The organism is Protofrankia sp. CiP1_Cm_nod3 (assembly GCF_982290655.1).
Genome location: NZ_CEVIVD010000108.1, coordinates 1 through 16174, shown reverse-complemented (window position 1 = coordinate 16174; position 16174 = coordinate 1). Strand labels below are relative to the sequence as shown.

The 16174-nt window shown below is 70.9% G+C and carries 13 protein-coding genes; 4 read left to right on the top strand and 9 right to left on the bottom strand.

The window, feature by feature from the left end:
- A partial coding sequence (locus AC5LUJ_RS18015) for a tetratricopeptide repeat protein (RefSeq protein ID WP_493465345.1) occupies positions 1–1416 on the top strand: 1416 nt, incomplete at its 5' end.
- A gap of 480 nt (positions 1417–1896) precedes the next feature.
- Here AC5LUJ_RS18015 and AC5LUJ_RS18010 read toward each other — a convergent pair.
- Together AC5LUJ_RS18010 and hemL are read right to left on the bottom strand one after the other, a co-directional pair.
- Positions 1897–2682, bottom strand: coding sequence for a histidine phosphatase family protein (locus tag AC5LUJ_RS18010; RefSeq protein WP_250285523.1), 786 nt, complete (start codon positions 2680–2682; stop codon positions 1897–1899).
- Positions 2679–4037 (bottom strand): glutamate-1-semialdehyde 2,1-aminomutase, encoded by a 1359-nt coding sequence (gene hemL, locus AC5LUJ_RS18005; RefSeq protein WP_250285524.1) that lies wholly within the window; start codon positions 4035–4037, stop codon positions 2679–2681. Before hemL ends, AC5LUJ_RS18010 begins: the two co-directional genes overlap by 4 nt.
- A 1002-nt stretch (positions 4038–5039) precedes the next feature.
- Between hemL and AC5LUJ_RS18000 the strand changes: the two genes are divergently transcribed.
- The 3 genes from AC5LUJ_RS18000 to AC5LUJ_RS17990 all read left to right on the top strand — a co-directional run bounded on the left by AC5LUJ_RS18000 (position 5040) and on the right by AC5LUJ_RS17990 (position 8484).
- Complete coding sequence (locus AC5LUJ_RS18000) at positions 5040–6044, top strand: PadR family transcriptional regulator (protein WP_250285525.1); 1005 nt, start codon at positions 5040–5042, stop codon at positions 6042–6044.
- A gap of 314 nt (positions 6045–6358) precedes the next feature.
- Entirely contained in the window at positions 6359–7390 is a 1032-nt protein-coding gene (locus AC5LUJ_RS17995; protein WP_250285526.1) for an ATP-binding cassette domain-containing protein, read from the top strand.
- On the top strand, positions 7390–8484 hold the full coding sequence (locus AC5LUJ_RS17990) for an ABC transporter permease (protein WP_250292587.1): 1095 nt from the start codon (positions 7390–7392) through the stop codon (positions 8482–8484). Before AC5LUJ_RS17995 ends, AC5LUJ_RS17990 begins: the two co-directional genes overlap by 1 nt.
- Positions 8485–8724: 240 nt before the next feature.
- Here AC5LUJ_RS17990 and AC5LUJ_RS17985 read toward each other — a convergent pair whose 3' ends face one another.
- The 7 genes from AC5LUJ_RS17985 to AC5LUJ_RS17955 all read right to left on the bottom strand — a co-directional run.
- Positions 8725–9561, bottom strand: coding sequence for a DUF262 domain-containing protein (locus AC5LUJ_RS17985; RefSeq protein WP_250285528.1), 837 nt, complete (start codon positions 9559–9561; stop codon positions 8725–8727).
- A 140-nt stretch (positions 9562–9701) separates the two neighbouring features.
- Complete coding sequence (locus AC5LUJ_RS17980; RefSeq protein ID WP_250285529.1) at positions 9702–9980, bottom strand: hypothetical protein; 279 nt, start codon at positions 9978–9980, stop codon at positions 9702–9704.
- Between the two features lie 166 nt (positions 9981–10146).
- Positions 10147–10539: a PIN domain-containing protein gene (locus tag AC5LUJ_RS17975; protein WP_250285530.1), complete on the bottom strand. Its 393-nt coding sequence runs from the start codon at positions 10537–10539 to the stop codon at positions 10147–10149.
- Positions 10539–10871, bottom strand: a complete 333-nt coding sequence (locus AC5LUJ_RS17970; protein WP_250285531.1) for a hypothetical protein — start codon at positions 10869–10871, stop codon at positions 10539–10541. Before AC5LUJ_RS17970 ends, AC5LUJ_RS17975 begins: the two co-directional genes overlap by 1 nt.
- Before the next feature lie 208 nt (positions 10872–11079).
- Positions 11080–12084 (bottom strand): porphobilinogen synthase, encoded by a 1005-nt coding sequence (hemB, locus tag AC5LUJ_RS17965; protein WP_250292597.1) that lies wholly within the window; start codon positions 12082–12084, stop codon positions 11080–11082.
- 95 nt (positions 12085–12179) lie between these two features.
- Entirely contained in the window at positions 12180–14054 is a 1875-nt protein-coding gene (locus tag AC5LUJ_RS17960; protein WP_250292591.1) for a bifunctional uroporphyrinogen-III C-methyltransferase/uroporphyrinogen-III synthase, read from the bottom strand.
- Between the two features lie 769 nt (positions 14055–14823).
- A partial coding sequence (locus AC5LUJ_RS17955) for a glutamyl-tRNA reductase (RefSeq protein ID WP_493465344.1) occupies positions 14824–16174 on the bottom strand: 1351 nt, incomplete at its 5' end.

The following is a 16174-nucleotide window of genomic DNA, read 5'->3' as shown; positions in this document are numbered from 1 at the left end:
GGTGGGGTGGGGAAGACCGCGCTGGCGATCGAGTACCTGCACCGCTACGCAGCCGCGTTCGACCGGGTGGGCTGGGTGCCGGCGGAGAACCCCGACCTGCTCGGCAGCCATCTCGCCGACCTGGCCCCGGCCGTCGGCCTGCCGCGGGATACCGACCCGGCGGCGGTGGTCGCCGCGTGGGTGCGTCTGCCGCGGTCGCTGCTGGTGTTCGACAACGCCGACGACCCGACGACCCTCGAACAAAAGCTACGGTTCGCACCGGGGCCGGGCCGGCTGCTGGTGACCTCCCGCCGCACCGGCTGGCGCCGCCTCGGCCTGGTGCTGGACATCCCGATGCTGCCCCACGCCGAGGCGATGGCGATGCTCACCGGCCGTTTCCCGGACTTGGACGTGGCGGTCGCGGACCGGATCTGCGCGCTGCTGGGGGATCTGCCGCTGGCGGTGGAGCAGGCCGCCGGCTACCTCGACCAGACCGGCATGCCCGCGGCCGAGTACGCCGATCTGCTGGCGGAGCGGTTGGAGGACATGCTCGTCCGCGGGTCGGCGCCGGATCCGGTGGTGCGGGCGGAACGCACGGTTGCGACCCTGTGGGAACTGTCGATCGACAAGCTGCGGGAGACGCGGCCGGCGGCGGTGGCTCTGTTGGAGTTGTGGGCGTTCTGCGCCCCGGAGGCGATCCCGCTGGAACTGTTCACCACCACCCCGGACGCGCTCGGCCCCCGGGGACTGTTACGGGCCGCGACCGTCGACCGACTGGCGTGGGCGGAAACAGTGGGGGCGCTGGTCGGCTACCACCTGGCCGCCCGCGCGGGCGACACGGCCAGCGTGCATCGACTGATCCAGGCCGCCACCCGCGCCGCCCTGCCCACCGCGGAACGGACGGAGCGGGTCACAGCGCTGGTCGGGCTGTGCACCGCCGTCCTGCCCGAGGAAATCAGAAACAACCCGGCGGTGTGGCCGCGGTGGCAGCGGGCCCTGCCACACGTGCGCGCGGTTCTCGACCGGGCCGACGGCCTCAACCCGCCCCCGGATGGGCTGACCCGGTTGTACAACCGCGCCGCCAGCTACCTCGTCGAGCACGGCCAGCCCGGGCAGGCTATGGCCCTGCTCCAGCGTGCCCTGACCCTCGACGAGCGCCTCCTCGGTCCGGATCATCCCGACACCCTGACCTCCCGGAACAACCTCGCCTATGCCTACGAGTCGGCGGGGCGGGCGGCGGAGGCGATCGACCTATACGAGCGGACGCTGCCCGACATGCTGCGAATACTTGGTCCGGATCATCCCGACACCCTGACCTCCCGGAACAACCTCGTCCACGCTTACTGGTCGGCGGGGCGAGTGAAGGATGCGGTCAGCCTGTTTGAGCAGACCCTGGCCGATGCCCTACGGGTCCTCGACACCGATCACCCCGTGTGACCGTGATCAGGGGCAACCTTGTCGCTGTCAGGAACACCGTGACGGCAGACGCGGACGCCTCATGACGTCGCGGGATATCCGCGAGTTGTGTGGTGCTCTGATGACCGTGCGCGCTCCGGGGAACGGGTAATTCGTTATACGTGGCGGCCCGCTCGATGAGGTGAACGTGCGGACGGCCATCTGATCGTGTCCACAGACATGATAACGATCATGAATGCCGATGGCGGGATGGTGTTCCGCGTCGCGTCCGCGCGTGCCGCGTCCACGCGTGCGGGTCGCTGCCCGAGAACACGCTGATGCCGTCGCGTCCCCCTCGCATCCGTCGGATCCGGTATCCGAAAGCCCGGATCGGCCGCACCGACTCGACGGGCACCCCGCGTCCGCCGGAAAGCCGGGGCAGCTCAGGTGCCCCGCGCGCAGAAACATAGGACAGGTCGTCCTCGGCCCAGTGGGTGGGGGGGCCGCCTTCGGCTGGTCGGGTCAGGCGCCGACGGAGCCCGGCTGGTTTGTGGTGGGGCCGTTGGGTTCGGCGTAGTCGATGCGGAGCAGGCGGTCCGCCGTGTAGACGGCTGAGGTGACGCTGGCGAGTGCGCACTGGCGGCGGTCCGGGCGGTGCCAGAGTTTGTGGCCCTCCAGTGCGCGCCGGGCCGTCCACACCGGCAGCTGGTGGCTGACGAGCACCACCTCGCGGCCGGGGAAGGCGTCCCGCCACTCGGCCACGGCGGCGAGCATGCGTCCGGCGATCTCGGTGTAGGGCTCGCCCCAGGACGGCCGGAACGGATTGATCAGCACCCGCCACATCCGCGGGTAGCGGAGCAGGGCCGGGCCGGCTTCGAACGGCTTGCCCTCGAAGACGTTGCGGCTTTCGATCAGGCGGGGGTCGATCTCCACGCCGATGCCGAGGGCCTGCGCGAGGGGGGCCGCGGTCTGCCGGGCCCGTTCGAGCGGGCTCGCCACGACCGCGGCGATGTCACGCCCGGCCAGGAACTCCGCGGTGACCTTCGCCTGCCGCTGCCCCGCCTCGGACAGGACGAACCCGGGCAGCCGGCCGTAGAGAACCTTCTCCGGGTTGAACACCTCACCGTGGCGTACCAGGTGGACGGTGGTCAGCCCACCCGACGCGGACCGTCCCGGCGAGGCTGGTTCCGGCGAGGCTGGTCCCGACAGGAAGGAGCCTGGCGAGGACGGTTCCGGCGAGGACGGTTCCGGCGCTGGGGACAGGGGCCCGTCGACGGGGTCGGACGCGCCGGGCCGTGCGGATGTCATGGACGCTTCCCTCCAGCGCTCGTGGCCGGGACCGGTTCGGGCACGCCGGCGGCTGCCCGGGCCGCCGTCGGCGCGGCGGCCGCGATCCGTTCGACGGCCTCGTCATCATGCGCCGCCGAGACGAACCACGCCTCGTAGGCGGATGGTGGCAGATACACCCCGACGTCCAGCATGGCATGGAAAAACGCGGCGTACCGGGCGCTGGACTGCGTCCGCGCTCCAGCGTAGTCGACCACCGACGGCCCGTCGGTGAAGAAGAAGCTGAACAGTGAGCCGGCGCTGCTGGGCAGGTGCGGCACGCCCTGCTCGGTCAGCGCCGTCGAGATGATGCCGGCGACGTCGCCGGCGCGGGCGTCCACCGTGGCGTACACCTCGGACGTGCAGGCACGCAGGGTGGCCAGGCCGGCGGCGACCGCCAGCGGGTTGCCCGACAGCGTCCCGGCCTGGTAGACGGGGCCGACGGGCGCGAGGTGGGACATCACCTCGGCACGCCCGCCGAAGGCCGCCGCCGGCAGCCCACCGCCCATCACCTTGCCGAAGGTGAACAGGTCCGGGGCCCACCCCTCGACGGCGCCCTCCACCCCCCACCAGCCGGCCGGGCCGATCCGGAAGCCGGTCATGACCTCGTCCAGGACGAGCAGGGCACCGTGGACGTCGCACAGCCGCCGCAGCCCGGCGTTGAAACCCGGCAGCGGGGGGACGACGCCCATGTTCGCCGCGGCGGCCTCGGTGATGACGGCGGCGATCTGCCCGGGATGTTCGGCGAAGGCCTCGTCCACGGCGGTCAGGTCGTTGTAGGGCAGGACGATCGTGTCCGCCGCGGTGGCCGCGGTCACTCCCGGCGTGTCCGGCAGGCCGAGGGTGGCCACCCCCGAGCCGGCGGCGGCGAGCAGCGCGTCGACGTGACCGTGGTAGCAGCCGGCGAACTTTATGATTTTCGACCGTCCGGTGACGCCGCGGGCGAGCCGCAGCGCGCTCATGGTGGCCTCGGTCCCGGAGTTGACCAGCCGGACCTGCTCGATCGGCCCCACCCGGGAGACGATCTCCTCGGCCAATTCGACCTCGCCCGGGCTCGGCGTGCCGTAGCTCGTGCCCCGCGACGCGGCCACCCGCAGCGCCTCGACCACCGCCGGGTGGGCGTGCCCCAGGATCATCGGGCCCCAGGAGCAGACCAGGTCGACGTATCGGTGGCCGTCCGCGTCGGTGAGGTAGGCACCGTCCCCGGACACCATGAACCGTGGTGTGCCGCCAACCGCCCGGAACGCCCGAACCGGTGAGTTCACCCCACCGGGGATGATCCGCTGAGCTCGACGGAACAACTCCTCGGAGGCAGCGGCCCCGGACACGACTGACATGCCCCGATCCTCGCAGGTCAGCGCCGCCCCCCGCTGGCCCTGGTCCCCATCCCGGTTCCACCACCGGGGACGCCTGCGGCCGACCGCCGAGGAGCCGGGCCGGCGCGGTACAGGGGACGCCGGCCCCGGGGCCGCCGGTGGGCGGGGATGACCCAGCCGCCCACCGGCGTCCGTGACGCGGCACGCCCACCGGCCGCGCGCCTCATGCCGGCCGGCCGGCGCATCCGTGCCGCCAAGAAGCCAACAGGCCGACGCGGCCACACCGGTGAGAAGCCAGCGGCCACACCGGTGAGAAGCCAACAGACCGACGTATCCGCGCCGGCGCATGACCGACGGCCAGCGCGGACACGCTGAGAAATGGCCGACAGGCCGGCACACTCCACGTCGGCGGCGGCCAGCAGGCCGGTGGGCGGCTGACAGGCCGGCGCGGGGCGCGCCGCCGAGGGCCAGGGCCGATCCGAGGCCGATCCGAGGCCGAGAATGGTCAGGGGGCCAAGGAGTCAGGGGGCCAGAGGCCGGCACGGGTGCGCCGCCGAGCCCACCCGTGCCGGAGGTGTCACGACGCACTTCCGAGCATGACGCAGCGGGTCACGCAGCGCTCGTCGAGCGTCCGGCCCGGGGCATCCGCAATGGTCGGACCGCTGACGTCCCCGTCCACCAGACCCGTCCGCCAAGCCCGTCCACCGAACACGTCCGCCGAATCTGTCCGCCAAGCTCGTCTATAGAATCCGTCCGTCGGATCCGGTGTGGGACGACCGGGAATATCAGGACCTCCCGCGGCACCGGGCAGGAATTCCATCATGTCCTGGCTTCGCCGCGTCCTGGTTCCGTCATGTCCGGTGAATATCTCGCGAATCAGGACAGCGCTGTCGGCTCCGCCAGCCGCCCGGCCGGATTGACAGGCCGGCTTTTGTAACCGGACACTCGCAGTCGAGTAATCGGGGGCGGAGAACAGCACGGACGGAGAACGGTACGGACATGGCCCGTCGACGGATGGCAAACATGCTGGCCCTTGCTGTGCTCGGAATTCTCAACGAACGGCCCATGCACCCGTACGAGATGTCGACAACCATGCGCGAGCGGCACAAGGAAGACAGTATCAAGCTGACGTACGGCTCGCTCTACACGGTCGTGGACGCACTGGCTCACAACGGTTACATCACCGCCCGCGAAACCGTCCGTGACGGTCGACGGCCGGAACGGACCGTCTACGAGATCACGCCGGCCGGCCGGACCGAGCTCTACGACTGGATGTCCGAACTGGTCAGCACGCCGACAAAGGAGTATCTCCGCTTCGAGGCGGCGCTTTCCATGCTGGCGGTGCTCACACCGGAGGACACCGCGAGACTGCTCACCGAACGCCGCAACCGGCTCCTGCTCCAGATCGAGCACAGCCACGCGGGCGAGGCGCTGGCCGTCCGCAAGGGGCTCCCCCGGCTGTTCACCCTGGAAACCGAGTATTTCAGCGCCCTGGCCGAGGCCGAGCTGCGTTACGTGGACGAGCTCATCTCGGAGATCACCAACAGGACGTTGGACGGCATCCACATCTGGGACGCGATCCACACCCGCGGCGAGACCGATCCCGAGCGGATACGGGAGGCCGTGCTCAAGGCCCTGGAAGGCCAACGGCGACGCGACCGCGCTCCTCGCGCGCCCGGCATTCCCGCCGGGACCGGGGCTCCCGCGGAAACCGGGACTCCTGCCGGAACCAAGACTTCCGCCGGGAGCCGGATTCCGGCCGGAACCAGCATTCCCGCCGGAACCGTAATTCTCGCCGGGAGCCGGACTCATCCCGTGCCCGGAACTCCCGGCGGGCCCGCGCCGCCCGCCGGATCCGGGATTCCCGGCGGATCGGCAGAGCCCGGCCAGGAGCCGCGGAAGCAGGTATGGGAGCCGGTCCGGAAAATCCGGGAGATCCGGGAGCCAGTCCGGCAGGCTCAACGGAAACCCCCGGGCAGCGGCCCGGCGCCCTGCCCGGAAAATACCGCCGGAAAAAAAGAAGAGTAATGCGGACAAGGGGGGATCTGATGACCGCACACCCGGCTCCGGAATCCGCCGGGCAGCCACCCGGCATCGCCACCACACTACTGCCTGGAACATCCGGGACCGCCAAGCGGACCACGGCCACGAAAACAGCGGGAACAGCGGCCGCGACGACAGCCACGGCAACGGCGACAGCCACGGGAACGGCGACAGCAGCGGCGGCCACGCTGACGCGGCCTGGCGGTGCCGCCGGAACGGCCACGGACGCGGCCGTCTTCCGGAGCACCGTACACACCACGGACCCGGGCGAACATTTCACGATTCAGGCGGAAAAGCTGGTGAAAACCTACCGCGGGGGCGTGCGTGCGCTGTCCGGCCTGAGCTTCGGTGTCGCACCCGCGACAGTGTTCGGCCTGCTGGGGCCGAACGGCGCCGGCAAATCCACGACAGTGAAGATCCTGACCACGCTGTCACGCCCGGACTCGGGGACGGTCAGCGTGGCCGGGATCGACGTCCTCGCACATCCCGAGCAGGTCCGGCAGCGCATCGGCGTGGTCGCCCAGCGGTCCGGCATCGACCTGGAGGCCACCGGTCGCGAGAACCTCGCACTCGCCGCCCGCCTGCACGGCCTGCCCCGCTCCATGCTGATCGACCGGGTCACCGAGCTGCTCGACCAGTTCGAGCTGACGGCGGCCGCGGACCGGCCGGCGCGCACCTACTCCGGTGGCATGCTGCGCAAGCTCGACGTGGCGGTAGGCCTGATCCACCAGCCCAGCGTGCTCTTCCTCGACGAGCCCACCACCGGCCTGGACCCGCAGGCACGCGCCCAGATGTGGGACGAGATCGGTTCGCTCGCGGCGGACGGCCTGACGATCCTGCTCACCACGCACTACCTCGAGGAGGCGGACCGGCTCGCCTCCCTCGTGGCGATCATCGACGGCGGGCGCATCCTCGTCCAGGGCAGTCCTGACGCGCTCAAGAGCGAACTGAAAGGTGACGCCGTCCACCTTGAGCTCGCCGCCGTCCCGGCCGCCGTGGTCGTGGAGACAGTGACCGCGGCCCTCGACCAGGTCCCGGGCGTCACCGAGACCACGGTGAACGGCCGGGAGGTGCACGCCCGGGTCACCCATGGCGCTTCGTCGCTGCCTGCCGTGTTCGCGGCTCTCGACCGGGTGGACGTCGCGGTGGTCGCGGCGACGATCGCCCGGCCGTCCCTGGACGACGTCTACCTGCGTCACGTGGGCCGCCGGTTCACCGCCGACGCAGGGCCCGGAGCGGATGCCGGCCCCGTCCCGGACAGTCTCCAGGACGACAGGCCCCAGGACGGGGCTGCCCAGCCCAACGCTGTTCCGGACAAGGGGGTGGCCTGATGGCAGGCCTCACTGACACCGGCACGACCACCGACACCACCGACACCACCGACACCACCGACACGGTCGACACCACCGACACGGTCGACACCGCCGGCCCTGGCGCCAAAGCCGCCGCCCCGGCCAGCCCTGGCACCGCGATCGCCCCGGCCGGTGGCGCCGCCAGAGGTGACATCCCGACCAGTCCAGGGAGCACGACCGGCACCCCGGCCGGCGCGGCCGCACGAGCCCGCGTTCCGGCCGTCCCGGCTGCTCCGGTTGACATCACGAGGATCCCGGAGCCACAGCCGCTGCCGGCTGCCGAGCGGAGCGGGTTCACCGCCTCGGCAGCCAGCCAGCTGCGCTGGCTGACCGTCCGTCACCTGCGCGCGATGCTACGCCAGCCCGCCTACCTGGCGATCACGATCGTGCAGGCGGTGGTATGGCTGCCCCTGTTCGGATCGTTGTTCCGCCGGGTTGTGGATGTCCCCGGCTTTGGCGGCGGCTCCTATTTTGACTTTCTCACGCCCGGTGTGGTGGTGATGAGCGCGCTGTTCTCGGCGGGCTGGTCCGGGATGAACGTCATCATCGAGATCGACCGTGGTGTGACGGACCGGATGCTGACCCTGCCGGTCCGACGCGGTGCCCTGATCGGCAGCAGACTTGTCTTCCAGGTGCTGATTACCATCATCCAGTCGGTGATCATCATATTGCTCGGCTGGGCGATCGGAGCCCGCTACCACAACGGGCTGGTGGGCCCGGCCGTCCTGCTCGCCGGTGCCGCGCTGGTCGCGCTCATCGTGGCGGCCCTGTCCTACGGGCTCGCCCTGATCGTGCGCAGGGAGGAGGTGCTGATCGCGGCGGTGAACTTCTGCGTCCTGCCGCTGACGTTCCTGTCATCCGCGATCATGGCGAAGGAGCTCATGCCGGGCTGGATGCGGGTTGTCGCCTGGTTCAACCCGGTGGACTGGGCGGTGACCGCCGTCCGCGAGGCCGGGTCGGTCGACCCGGACTGGCTGTCGATCAGCCTCCACCTGCTCGGCCTCACCGCCCTGGCGGTGCTGGCTGGCAAGTTCGCCACCCGCGCCTTCGGCATCTACCACCGCTCCCTGTAGGAGCACGAAATCTCCCGGCGAAAGCATGAGAGCGAGGGATTATAATGCGGTGCTGGCGGCCGTTTTCGCGTTCGATTCCTCGGTCAGGTGAACACCGGTTCCCAATAAGGCGATACCTGCTGTGATCCGTGGCTCTTTCGCGTGCGCCGGCCCGGTGGAGCCGGCGCACGCGAAGGACTCGGTACACCCCGACCCGGCCGGCGACCGACGCTGTCCGGCCTCCGTCGTCATGGGGCGGATTCAAGCGATCTTCTGAAACCTCCTGCGAATCGTCGAGCATGCCTGTTGTTCTCTCCAGGAAAGCATCCATGGAGCTCTCCCGGACATAGCCGTCGACGCCCCTCGGCCAGAATGCACAGTATCGGAGTACCACCTCGCGGTCATCCATCCGAATATGATCACGAAAACGTCCGCCAGTGGCTCTATCGAACTCTGGAAACTCTGGAGTGTGCGTGCACTGCTTGAGGAACTTCGACTGCGCTTCCTGCTCATGCAGTGCCGGATCTCCTGAGCATTGAGCGGCGTACCACCTGTGTTAATCCGCTTGAAGATGTCGTACTTGACATCTGGTGGAGTGGTCGGATCAATGACATGGACGACGATCTGCGCATTGTTTATCCGACGCCGGAGAGCCGGTGCCAGCTCCTCGAAACGTTTCTTCTCAGCCGAACCAAGATACTCCAGATCGGTCAGCGCGAACGCCTGCTGCCGCCCCCGTACATAACTGTGCACGGCGGACAGCCGCTGTAGACCGTCGACGACGCGCATCATACCGCTGGTGTCCTCGGCAAAATAAAATGCCGGTAGCGGGATCTGCAGCAGGATCGATTCGATGAGACGCGATTTCTGGCGGGCCTTCCAGACCTTGTTCCGCTGGAAGTCGGGCGCCAGCTCCAGATCACCGTCGTCGATCAGATCGAGGATGTTGCGGAGGGAGAACTGTTTCGTACCGACCCGGATGTCATCCGGATCCCAGGGCCTGGCGATACCCGGCTGCTCGCCATCGAACTCGGCCTCGACACCGGTTGCCATGTTGTCGAAGTACTCTTCACGGACGTCGATGCCGTCCTCCGCCATGTCGACGCATCCTCCGTCCATACGGGTCCGACGCCGATCGTATGGGACATGGCAACACGGGACTCGCCCACGCCGGGTCCCGCCGGTTGGCCCGCTTCACATGGGCCGGCTACCTCAAACCGGCGCAAACGCCCGGCCGGTCAGGCTTCCTGGAGGGCGGCGCCCAGGTTGCGCAGGCCCTGCCGGTGGCTGCGGTAGGCGATCGTGTGCCCGACGGCCACGACGGCCGCGACCGGCCACTCGATGATCCCGAGCAGACCGAGCGCCACCAGACCGGCGAAGTAGCCGAGTTGCTCGGACGGCAGCAGCTCGTAGCGCCGACCGTCGATGTCGACGGTGACGACACCGTGCTGGACGGCGCGTTCGGCCGCTTCCCGGATGTTTCCCATCTTCTTGGTCGATACCGGTGTCAGAACCACGTCCGCCTCCCGCCCGGCTGTTCCGCCGCGCTGCCGTTCCGTCCCGACCGGCCCCCGCCGGTCTTTGCCGTACTGCTTCTCACGGCTTCTTCCTGCCCGGAAACACCGCGAACAGGCAGCGGAACGGACCTGCGCGGACGGACGGACAGACGCGCGGACGGGGAGCTCACACGGGGTGGATGTCGACCTTCGTCCCGTGGGCTTCGGCCAGGGCGCGCAGATCCGGTGTGTCGCTGGTCAGGATCGAACGGTCCGTCGAGGCCGCGTTCAGCACGACCGCGGCGTCGACGATGTCGCTGCTTCCCGCCCGGGCCAGCAGCGCGCCGACGGCCCGCGCGGTCTCCTCGGACAGCGGTTCGACGTCACAGCCCTTCAGCAGGCGGGACAGCAACGGCTGTGGACCGCCTCGCCATGCCTGCGCCAGCACGGGCGCGGGAATGACCGGACGGACTTCCCGTTCCAGGATTCGCCGGTGCAGCGCCCACATCGCACGATCACCGGCTTCAGCCGCCAGGAGCGCACCGGTGTCGTACGTGACCCCTCCTTCGTCCTGCGCCATCAGGGCTTCCTCCCGACTCCGAGACGGTCGAGGATCTCGTCGGCACGCCGCAGCGCATCCTCGGGGATGGGGCCGTGTTCGGCCTCGTATTCGCGGACGGCGGCGAGACCTTCCTGGATGCCGATGTGATGGTCGATCAGACGGGAGATCCAGGACGACAGGCTCACGCCCTCGGCTGCCGCCGCTGCCCGCGCGGCGGTGAGGACACGTTCGTCCAGGGAGACGGACACCTTTGCGACGGCCATGCCATCACCATAGTCGATCTGTTCGTACCATCGGTACGAACACGCGACCGGGATCTCGTGGACCGGCCGCTCCATGAGCAGGGTCACTGCGCACCTTCCTCCATACCTCGACAGATCTTGCTGTAAAGCAAGAGTACCGCCTGAAGCGGGCGGATCAGTACGTACCGCACACTGGAGACCACATACCGAGACCACAGAATCGTCAGGACGTCGGCGATGCGACAGAAGCGGCCTGCGACAACGGAGGCGACGCGGGGCAGGCGGGACCTGCGAGGGTAAACGCGGGCGGTGTGGGTCAGCGCAGGCGGTGGGCGACTTCCGTCGCCCAGTAGGTCAGGATGATGTCCGCGCCTGCCCGGCGGATGGCGGTGAGCGTCTCGGTGATGGCGCGCTCGCGGTCGATCCAGCCGCTGGCCGCCGCCGCCTCCACCATCGCGTACTCGCCCGAGACCTGGTAGGCGGCGACCGGCACGTCCACGGCGTCGGCGACCGCCCGCAGCACGTCGAGGTAGGCCAGCGCCGGCTTCACCATCACGGCGTCGGCGCCCTCGGCGAGGTCGAGGGCGACCTCACGCAGGGCCTCGCCGACGGAACGGGCCGGATCCTGCTGGTAGCCGGCGCGGTCGCCGAAGCGCGGCGCGCACTCGGCCGCGTCCCGGAACGGGCCGTAGAACGCCGACGCGTACTTCGCCGAGTAGGCGAGGACCGGGACGTGGGAGAAGCCGCCGCCGTCGAGCGCCGCCCGGATCGCGCCGACCTGCCCGTCCATCATCCCGCTCGGCGCCACCACGTGGGCGCCGGCGCGGGCCTGCGCCAGGGCGATCGACGCGTAGCGGGCCAGGGTGGCGTCGTTGTCGACCTCGCCGTCCTCGGTCAGCAGGCCGCAGTGGCCGTGGTCGGTGTACTCGTCCAGGCAGAGGTCCGTCATGATCACCATGTCGTCGCCGATCTCGGTGACCAGGTCGGCCAGGGCGAGCTGCACGATGCCGGACGGGTCGTCCGCGGCCGAGCCGCGCCCGTCCTTGTGCGCGGGCACGCCGAAAAGGATCAGGCCGCCGACGCCGGCGCGGGCCGCCTCCACCGCGGCCTTGCGCAACGACTCCCGGGTGTGCTGGACGACTCCGGGCATCGAGGCGATCGGCGCGGGGGCGTCGATGCCCTCCTTGACGAACAGCGGCAACACAAGATCCGCGGGATGCAGCCGGACGTCGGCCACCAGCCGGCGCAATGGTGCCCCGCGGCGCAGTCGACGGGGCCGGGCCAGCGGGAATCCCACGCCCCCACCGGGGGTGGCACCCAGGGCAGTGGCACCCAGGGCGCCAGCCCCGGGTAACGGCGGACGCGGGGCGGCCGGCCCCGCCGTGCTCGCACCGGCGGTGACGCGCGGCGGCACGCTCACCGCCGGGAACCGCGCCGGGGCTTGGGCAGCCGGGCCGCGAGCGGGCCGACCTTGCCCAGCTCCTCCCGGTGCTCGGCGGCGAAGTCGGCCAGCGCCTGCACCAGCGACGGGATCGACGCCTCGGACGCCTGGACGTCCACGCGCAGGCCCAGCTCGACCGCGGTGGCCGCGGTCTGCGGGCCGATCACCGCGATCACCGTGGTCTCGTGCGGCTTGCCGGCGATCCCGACCAGGTTGCGCACGGTCGAGGAGGAGGTGAACACCACCGCGTCCACCCGGCCGCCCTTGAGCGCCTCCCGGATCGGGGCCGGCGGCGGCGCGGCCCGCACCGTGCGGTACGCGGTGACGTCGTCGACGTTCCAGCCGCGCTCCTTCAGGCCGGCCACCAGGGTCTCGGTGGCGATGTCGGCCCGGGGCAGCAGCACCCGGTCGAGCGGGTCGAACACGTCGTCATAGTCGGGCCAGTCGGCGAGCAGGCCCTCGCTGGACTGCTGGCCGGAGGGGACGAGGTCGGGGCGGATGCCGAAGGCGCGCAGGGCGTCCGCGGTCGCCTCGCCGATCGCGGCCACCTTGACGCCGGCGAACGCCCGCGCGTCCAGGCTGCGCTCCTCGACCTTCTCCTGGACGGCCCGGACCGCGTTGACCGAGGTGAAGGCCACCCACTGGTAGCGCCCGGACACCAGGCCGGTGATCGCGCGTTCCATGGGGGCGGCCGTCCGCGGCGGCTCCACCGCGATCGTGGGCACCTCCAGCGGGCTCGCGCCGTGCGAGCGCAGCAGATCCGACAGGATCGCCGCCTGCTCCTTCGTCCGGGGCACCAGCACCGTCCAGCCGAACAGCGCGCGCGACTCCCACCAGGACAGCTTGTTACGAGCTGTGACCGCGACCCCGATGGACATCACCACGCAGGGGGCGTTCGCGACGACGGGCGCGGCGTCGGCCTCGATCCGGTCCAGGGTGGAGGTGACCGTGCGCTGGTCAGTGGTGGTGCCGTCCACCGTCACCGACACGGGGGTGTCGCCGGCCCGGCCGTGCTCGACCAGCGCCGCCGCGACCTTGCCGACCTCGTTGGAGACCGCCGTCACCACAAGGGTGCCGGGTGCCTGGGCCAGCGCCGCCCAGTCGAGGTCCGAGCCGGAGCCGCCGACGTCCAGGCTTCCGCTCCCGGCGAGCCCGCCGAGCCCCAGCGAGGAGCCCAGCGGCGAGGCCGCGAGACCCGCGCCGAGCCCGGACCCGCCCAGCCCGGACCCGCCCAGCCCTGGGCCGCCCAGCCCGGGACCACCAAGACCGGAGCCGGAGCTGCCGAGGCTGGAGAGGCCACGTCCACCGAGGCGGCCCGCCCCGAAGGACGGGGCGCCCAGCCCCGTGGTGGGCGTCTCCGCCACCGGGGCCACGGTGGGCCGCACCCCGCTGGCGGAGAAGACCCCCTGGGTGCTCGCGAAGGTGACCGGCAGGCCGGTGGCGATCCCGGAATAGGTGGCGACCGCCGCGCCGGTCGGAATCCCCGGCACGACCCGGAAGGGAATCTTCGCCTTGGCGAGTGCCTGCGCGTCGGCGGTGCCGATTCCGGTCAGCCACGGATCCGAGGAGTACAGGCGTACGACCCGCTCACCGGCACGGGCCCGGGTGACGACGACGGTGGTCGCCGCGGTCGCGTCCAGGACTGGTTTTGCCACGTCGGTATCGCCGATCCGCAGCACCTCGCCGGGCAGCTTGGCGACAATCTCCGGGGCGACGTCCGGATCGACGATTACCGAATCGGCCCCGGCCAGCGTCTCGGCGGCGAGAACTGTCAACAAACCGGGGTCGCGTGGGCCTGCTCCAACGAGGGCGACCGGGGTCAGAGGCTTCTTTGTGCGGCGGGTGGCCATGATCAGCGATTTCCCATCAGCGTCTGTGCTCCGGCGGACAACATCGTGTCCGCGAGGCGCTCTCCCAGCGCCCCCGGGTAAGTCGGCGGACCCGGTGATCCCGCGCCGGAGAACACGCTCCCTCTCCGGCAACGCGACCACGGCCCGTGGTCGAATGGCACCGGCGCCCGATGTTCCGGTGGACGCCATCGCGACCTCGGCGAAGGCGCCGACCAGCGCACCGCGACCGGCCTCAATGGCCGCCGGGTAGGCACGCTCGGCAACAACAGCAGCCCGCGATGGTGGACCGTCCAGTACAAACCGTAGCAGCCCGCGGGGAGTTGCCTGTCGTCGGTACAGTCCGCGCGCTCGAACCTGGGCTTCGACGCGTCCTGCTCACCTACGTGTTCGACTGCCAGCGCCTCCCTCCCGTCACCTCGCCGGACCTCTGCCCGGACGTCGCCATCTTGTTGAACGCTCCCGCCCGCGACATCCCGCCCACGGGACGGGACAACTCCGGCGCCTGTCGACAGGCTCTGCCGGATCCACAGCCCCGGGCAGCTCGTACACTGCTTCGCGACGCGCCGCCGAACCCTGCCCGCTGATCCAACAGCCCGCTGATCCAATGCGTCTATCGGCGCGGCCCTTATCCGAGTATCGACGTTACCTCGTATCGGCAGGATATTCAGTCCCGGACCGGGTTTGTGCCGCTGCGTCATCCACCGGGCCACCCGTTGGGCCTCGTATTGCGGCCGCCGGACGACGCGTCCGCGCCGGCCGCGGCCGGCCGCTAGGGCACCTCCGGCAGATCGGGTAACGAGACCACCGCGGGAGTCTCCCGCGGCAGATCGAACAGCTCCCGCAACGCCTCGGCGTAGGAATCACCGCCGGGGGCGGCGGCGAGCTGCTGGACCCGCACCGTCGGCGCGTGCAGGATCTTGTCCGCCACCCGGCGCACCGCCCCCTCGACCACGGCCCAGTCGCGCGCGTCGAGGTCGGGCAGCCGGGTGTGCAGCCGCAGGAGCTCCTCCCGGACGACGGCGGCGGCCTGGGCCCGCAGCGCCACCACCGTCGGGGCGACCCGGTGCGCGCGGCGGCGGTCGAGATAGGCGCTGACCTCGGAGGCCACCAGAGTCCGCACCGACTCGACGTCGCTGACCGCCTGCTGGCCCTCAAGGGCCGTCCGCAGCGTGTCGAGATCGATAAGGGTGACGCCGGGCAGTTCGCGGACGGCCACGTCGACGTCCCGCGGGAGCGCGAGGTCGAGCAGCACCAGTGGCCGGCCGCCGCGGCGGGCCAGCGCGTCGGCCACCACGCCCCGGGTCAGGACCAGCCCGGACGCGCCGGTCGAGGAGATCACCAGGTCGGCCCGGCCCAGCTCGCCCGCCAGGTGCGTGAGCGGAATCACTTCGGCACCGTAGGTGTCGGCGATCCGGTGGGCCCGCGCCGCGGTACGGTTCGCGACGACGAGGTCGGTCGCGCCGGCCCGCCGTACGACCGCCGCGGCCAGCGCCCCCACCGCCCCCGCGCCCACAAGCAGGACGCGTCGGCCGGCCAGCGCGCCGTCGGCGGGCGTGTTGCCGGCGGGTGCGCTCCCGGGTAAGGGGTCGGCCGCGTCGGCGGGCGGCGGCCCCCACTCGGCCGCGACCAGCCGTACCCCGACGGAGACGATCGACGCCCCGGCGGTGCCGATCGCGGTTTCGCTGTGCGCCCGTTTACCGACCCGCAGGGCCGTCTGGAACAGGCCCTCGAGGGTGGCGCCGACGCTCGCCTCGGCCTGGGCCACGCGTAGGGCCGACCGGACCTGGCCGAGGATCTGCGCCTCCCCCACCAGCATGGAGTCGAGCCCGCAGACGACCGAGAACAGGTGGCCGACGGCCCGTGCCTCGTGGTGGACGTACAGGTGCGGGGCGAGATCCGCCAGCTGGGTGCCGGTGATCCGGGTGAGCTGGTCGGAGACGTCGGCGACGCCGCCGTGGAAGGTCTCCACCTCGGCGTAGATCTCGGTGCGGTTACATGTCGAGAGCACCACGCTCTCCGCGACGGATCCGGCCTGCGACAGGTCGTACAGGACCTTCGGGACGTCGTCGTCCGGCACCGCGGCCTTCTCCAGGGTGGACGTGGGCGCGCTGCGGTGGTTG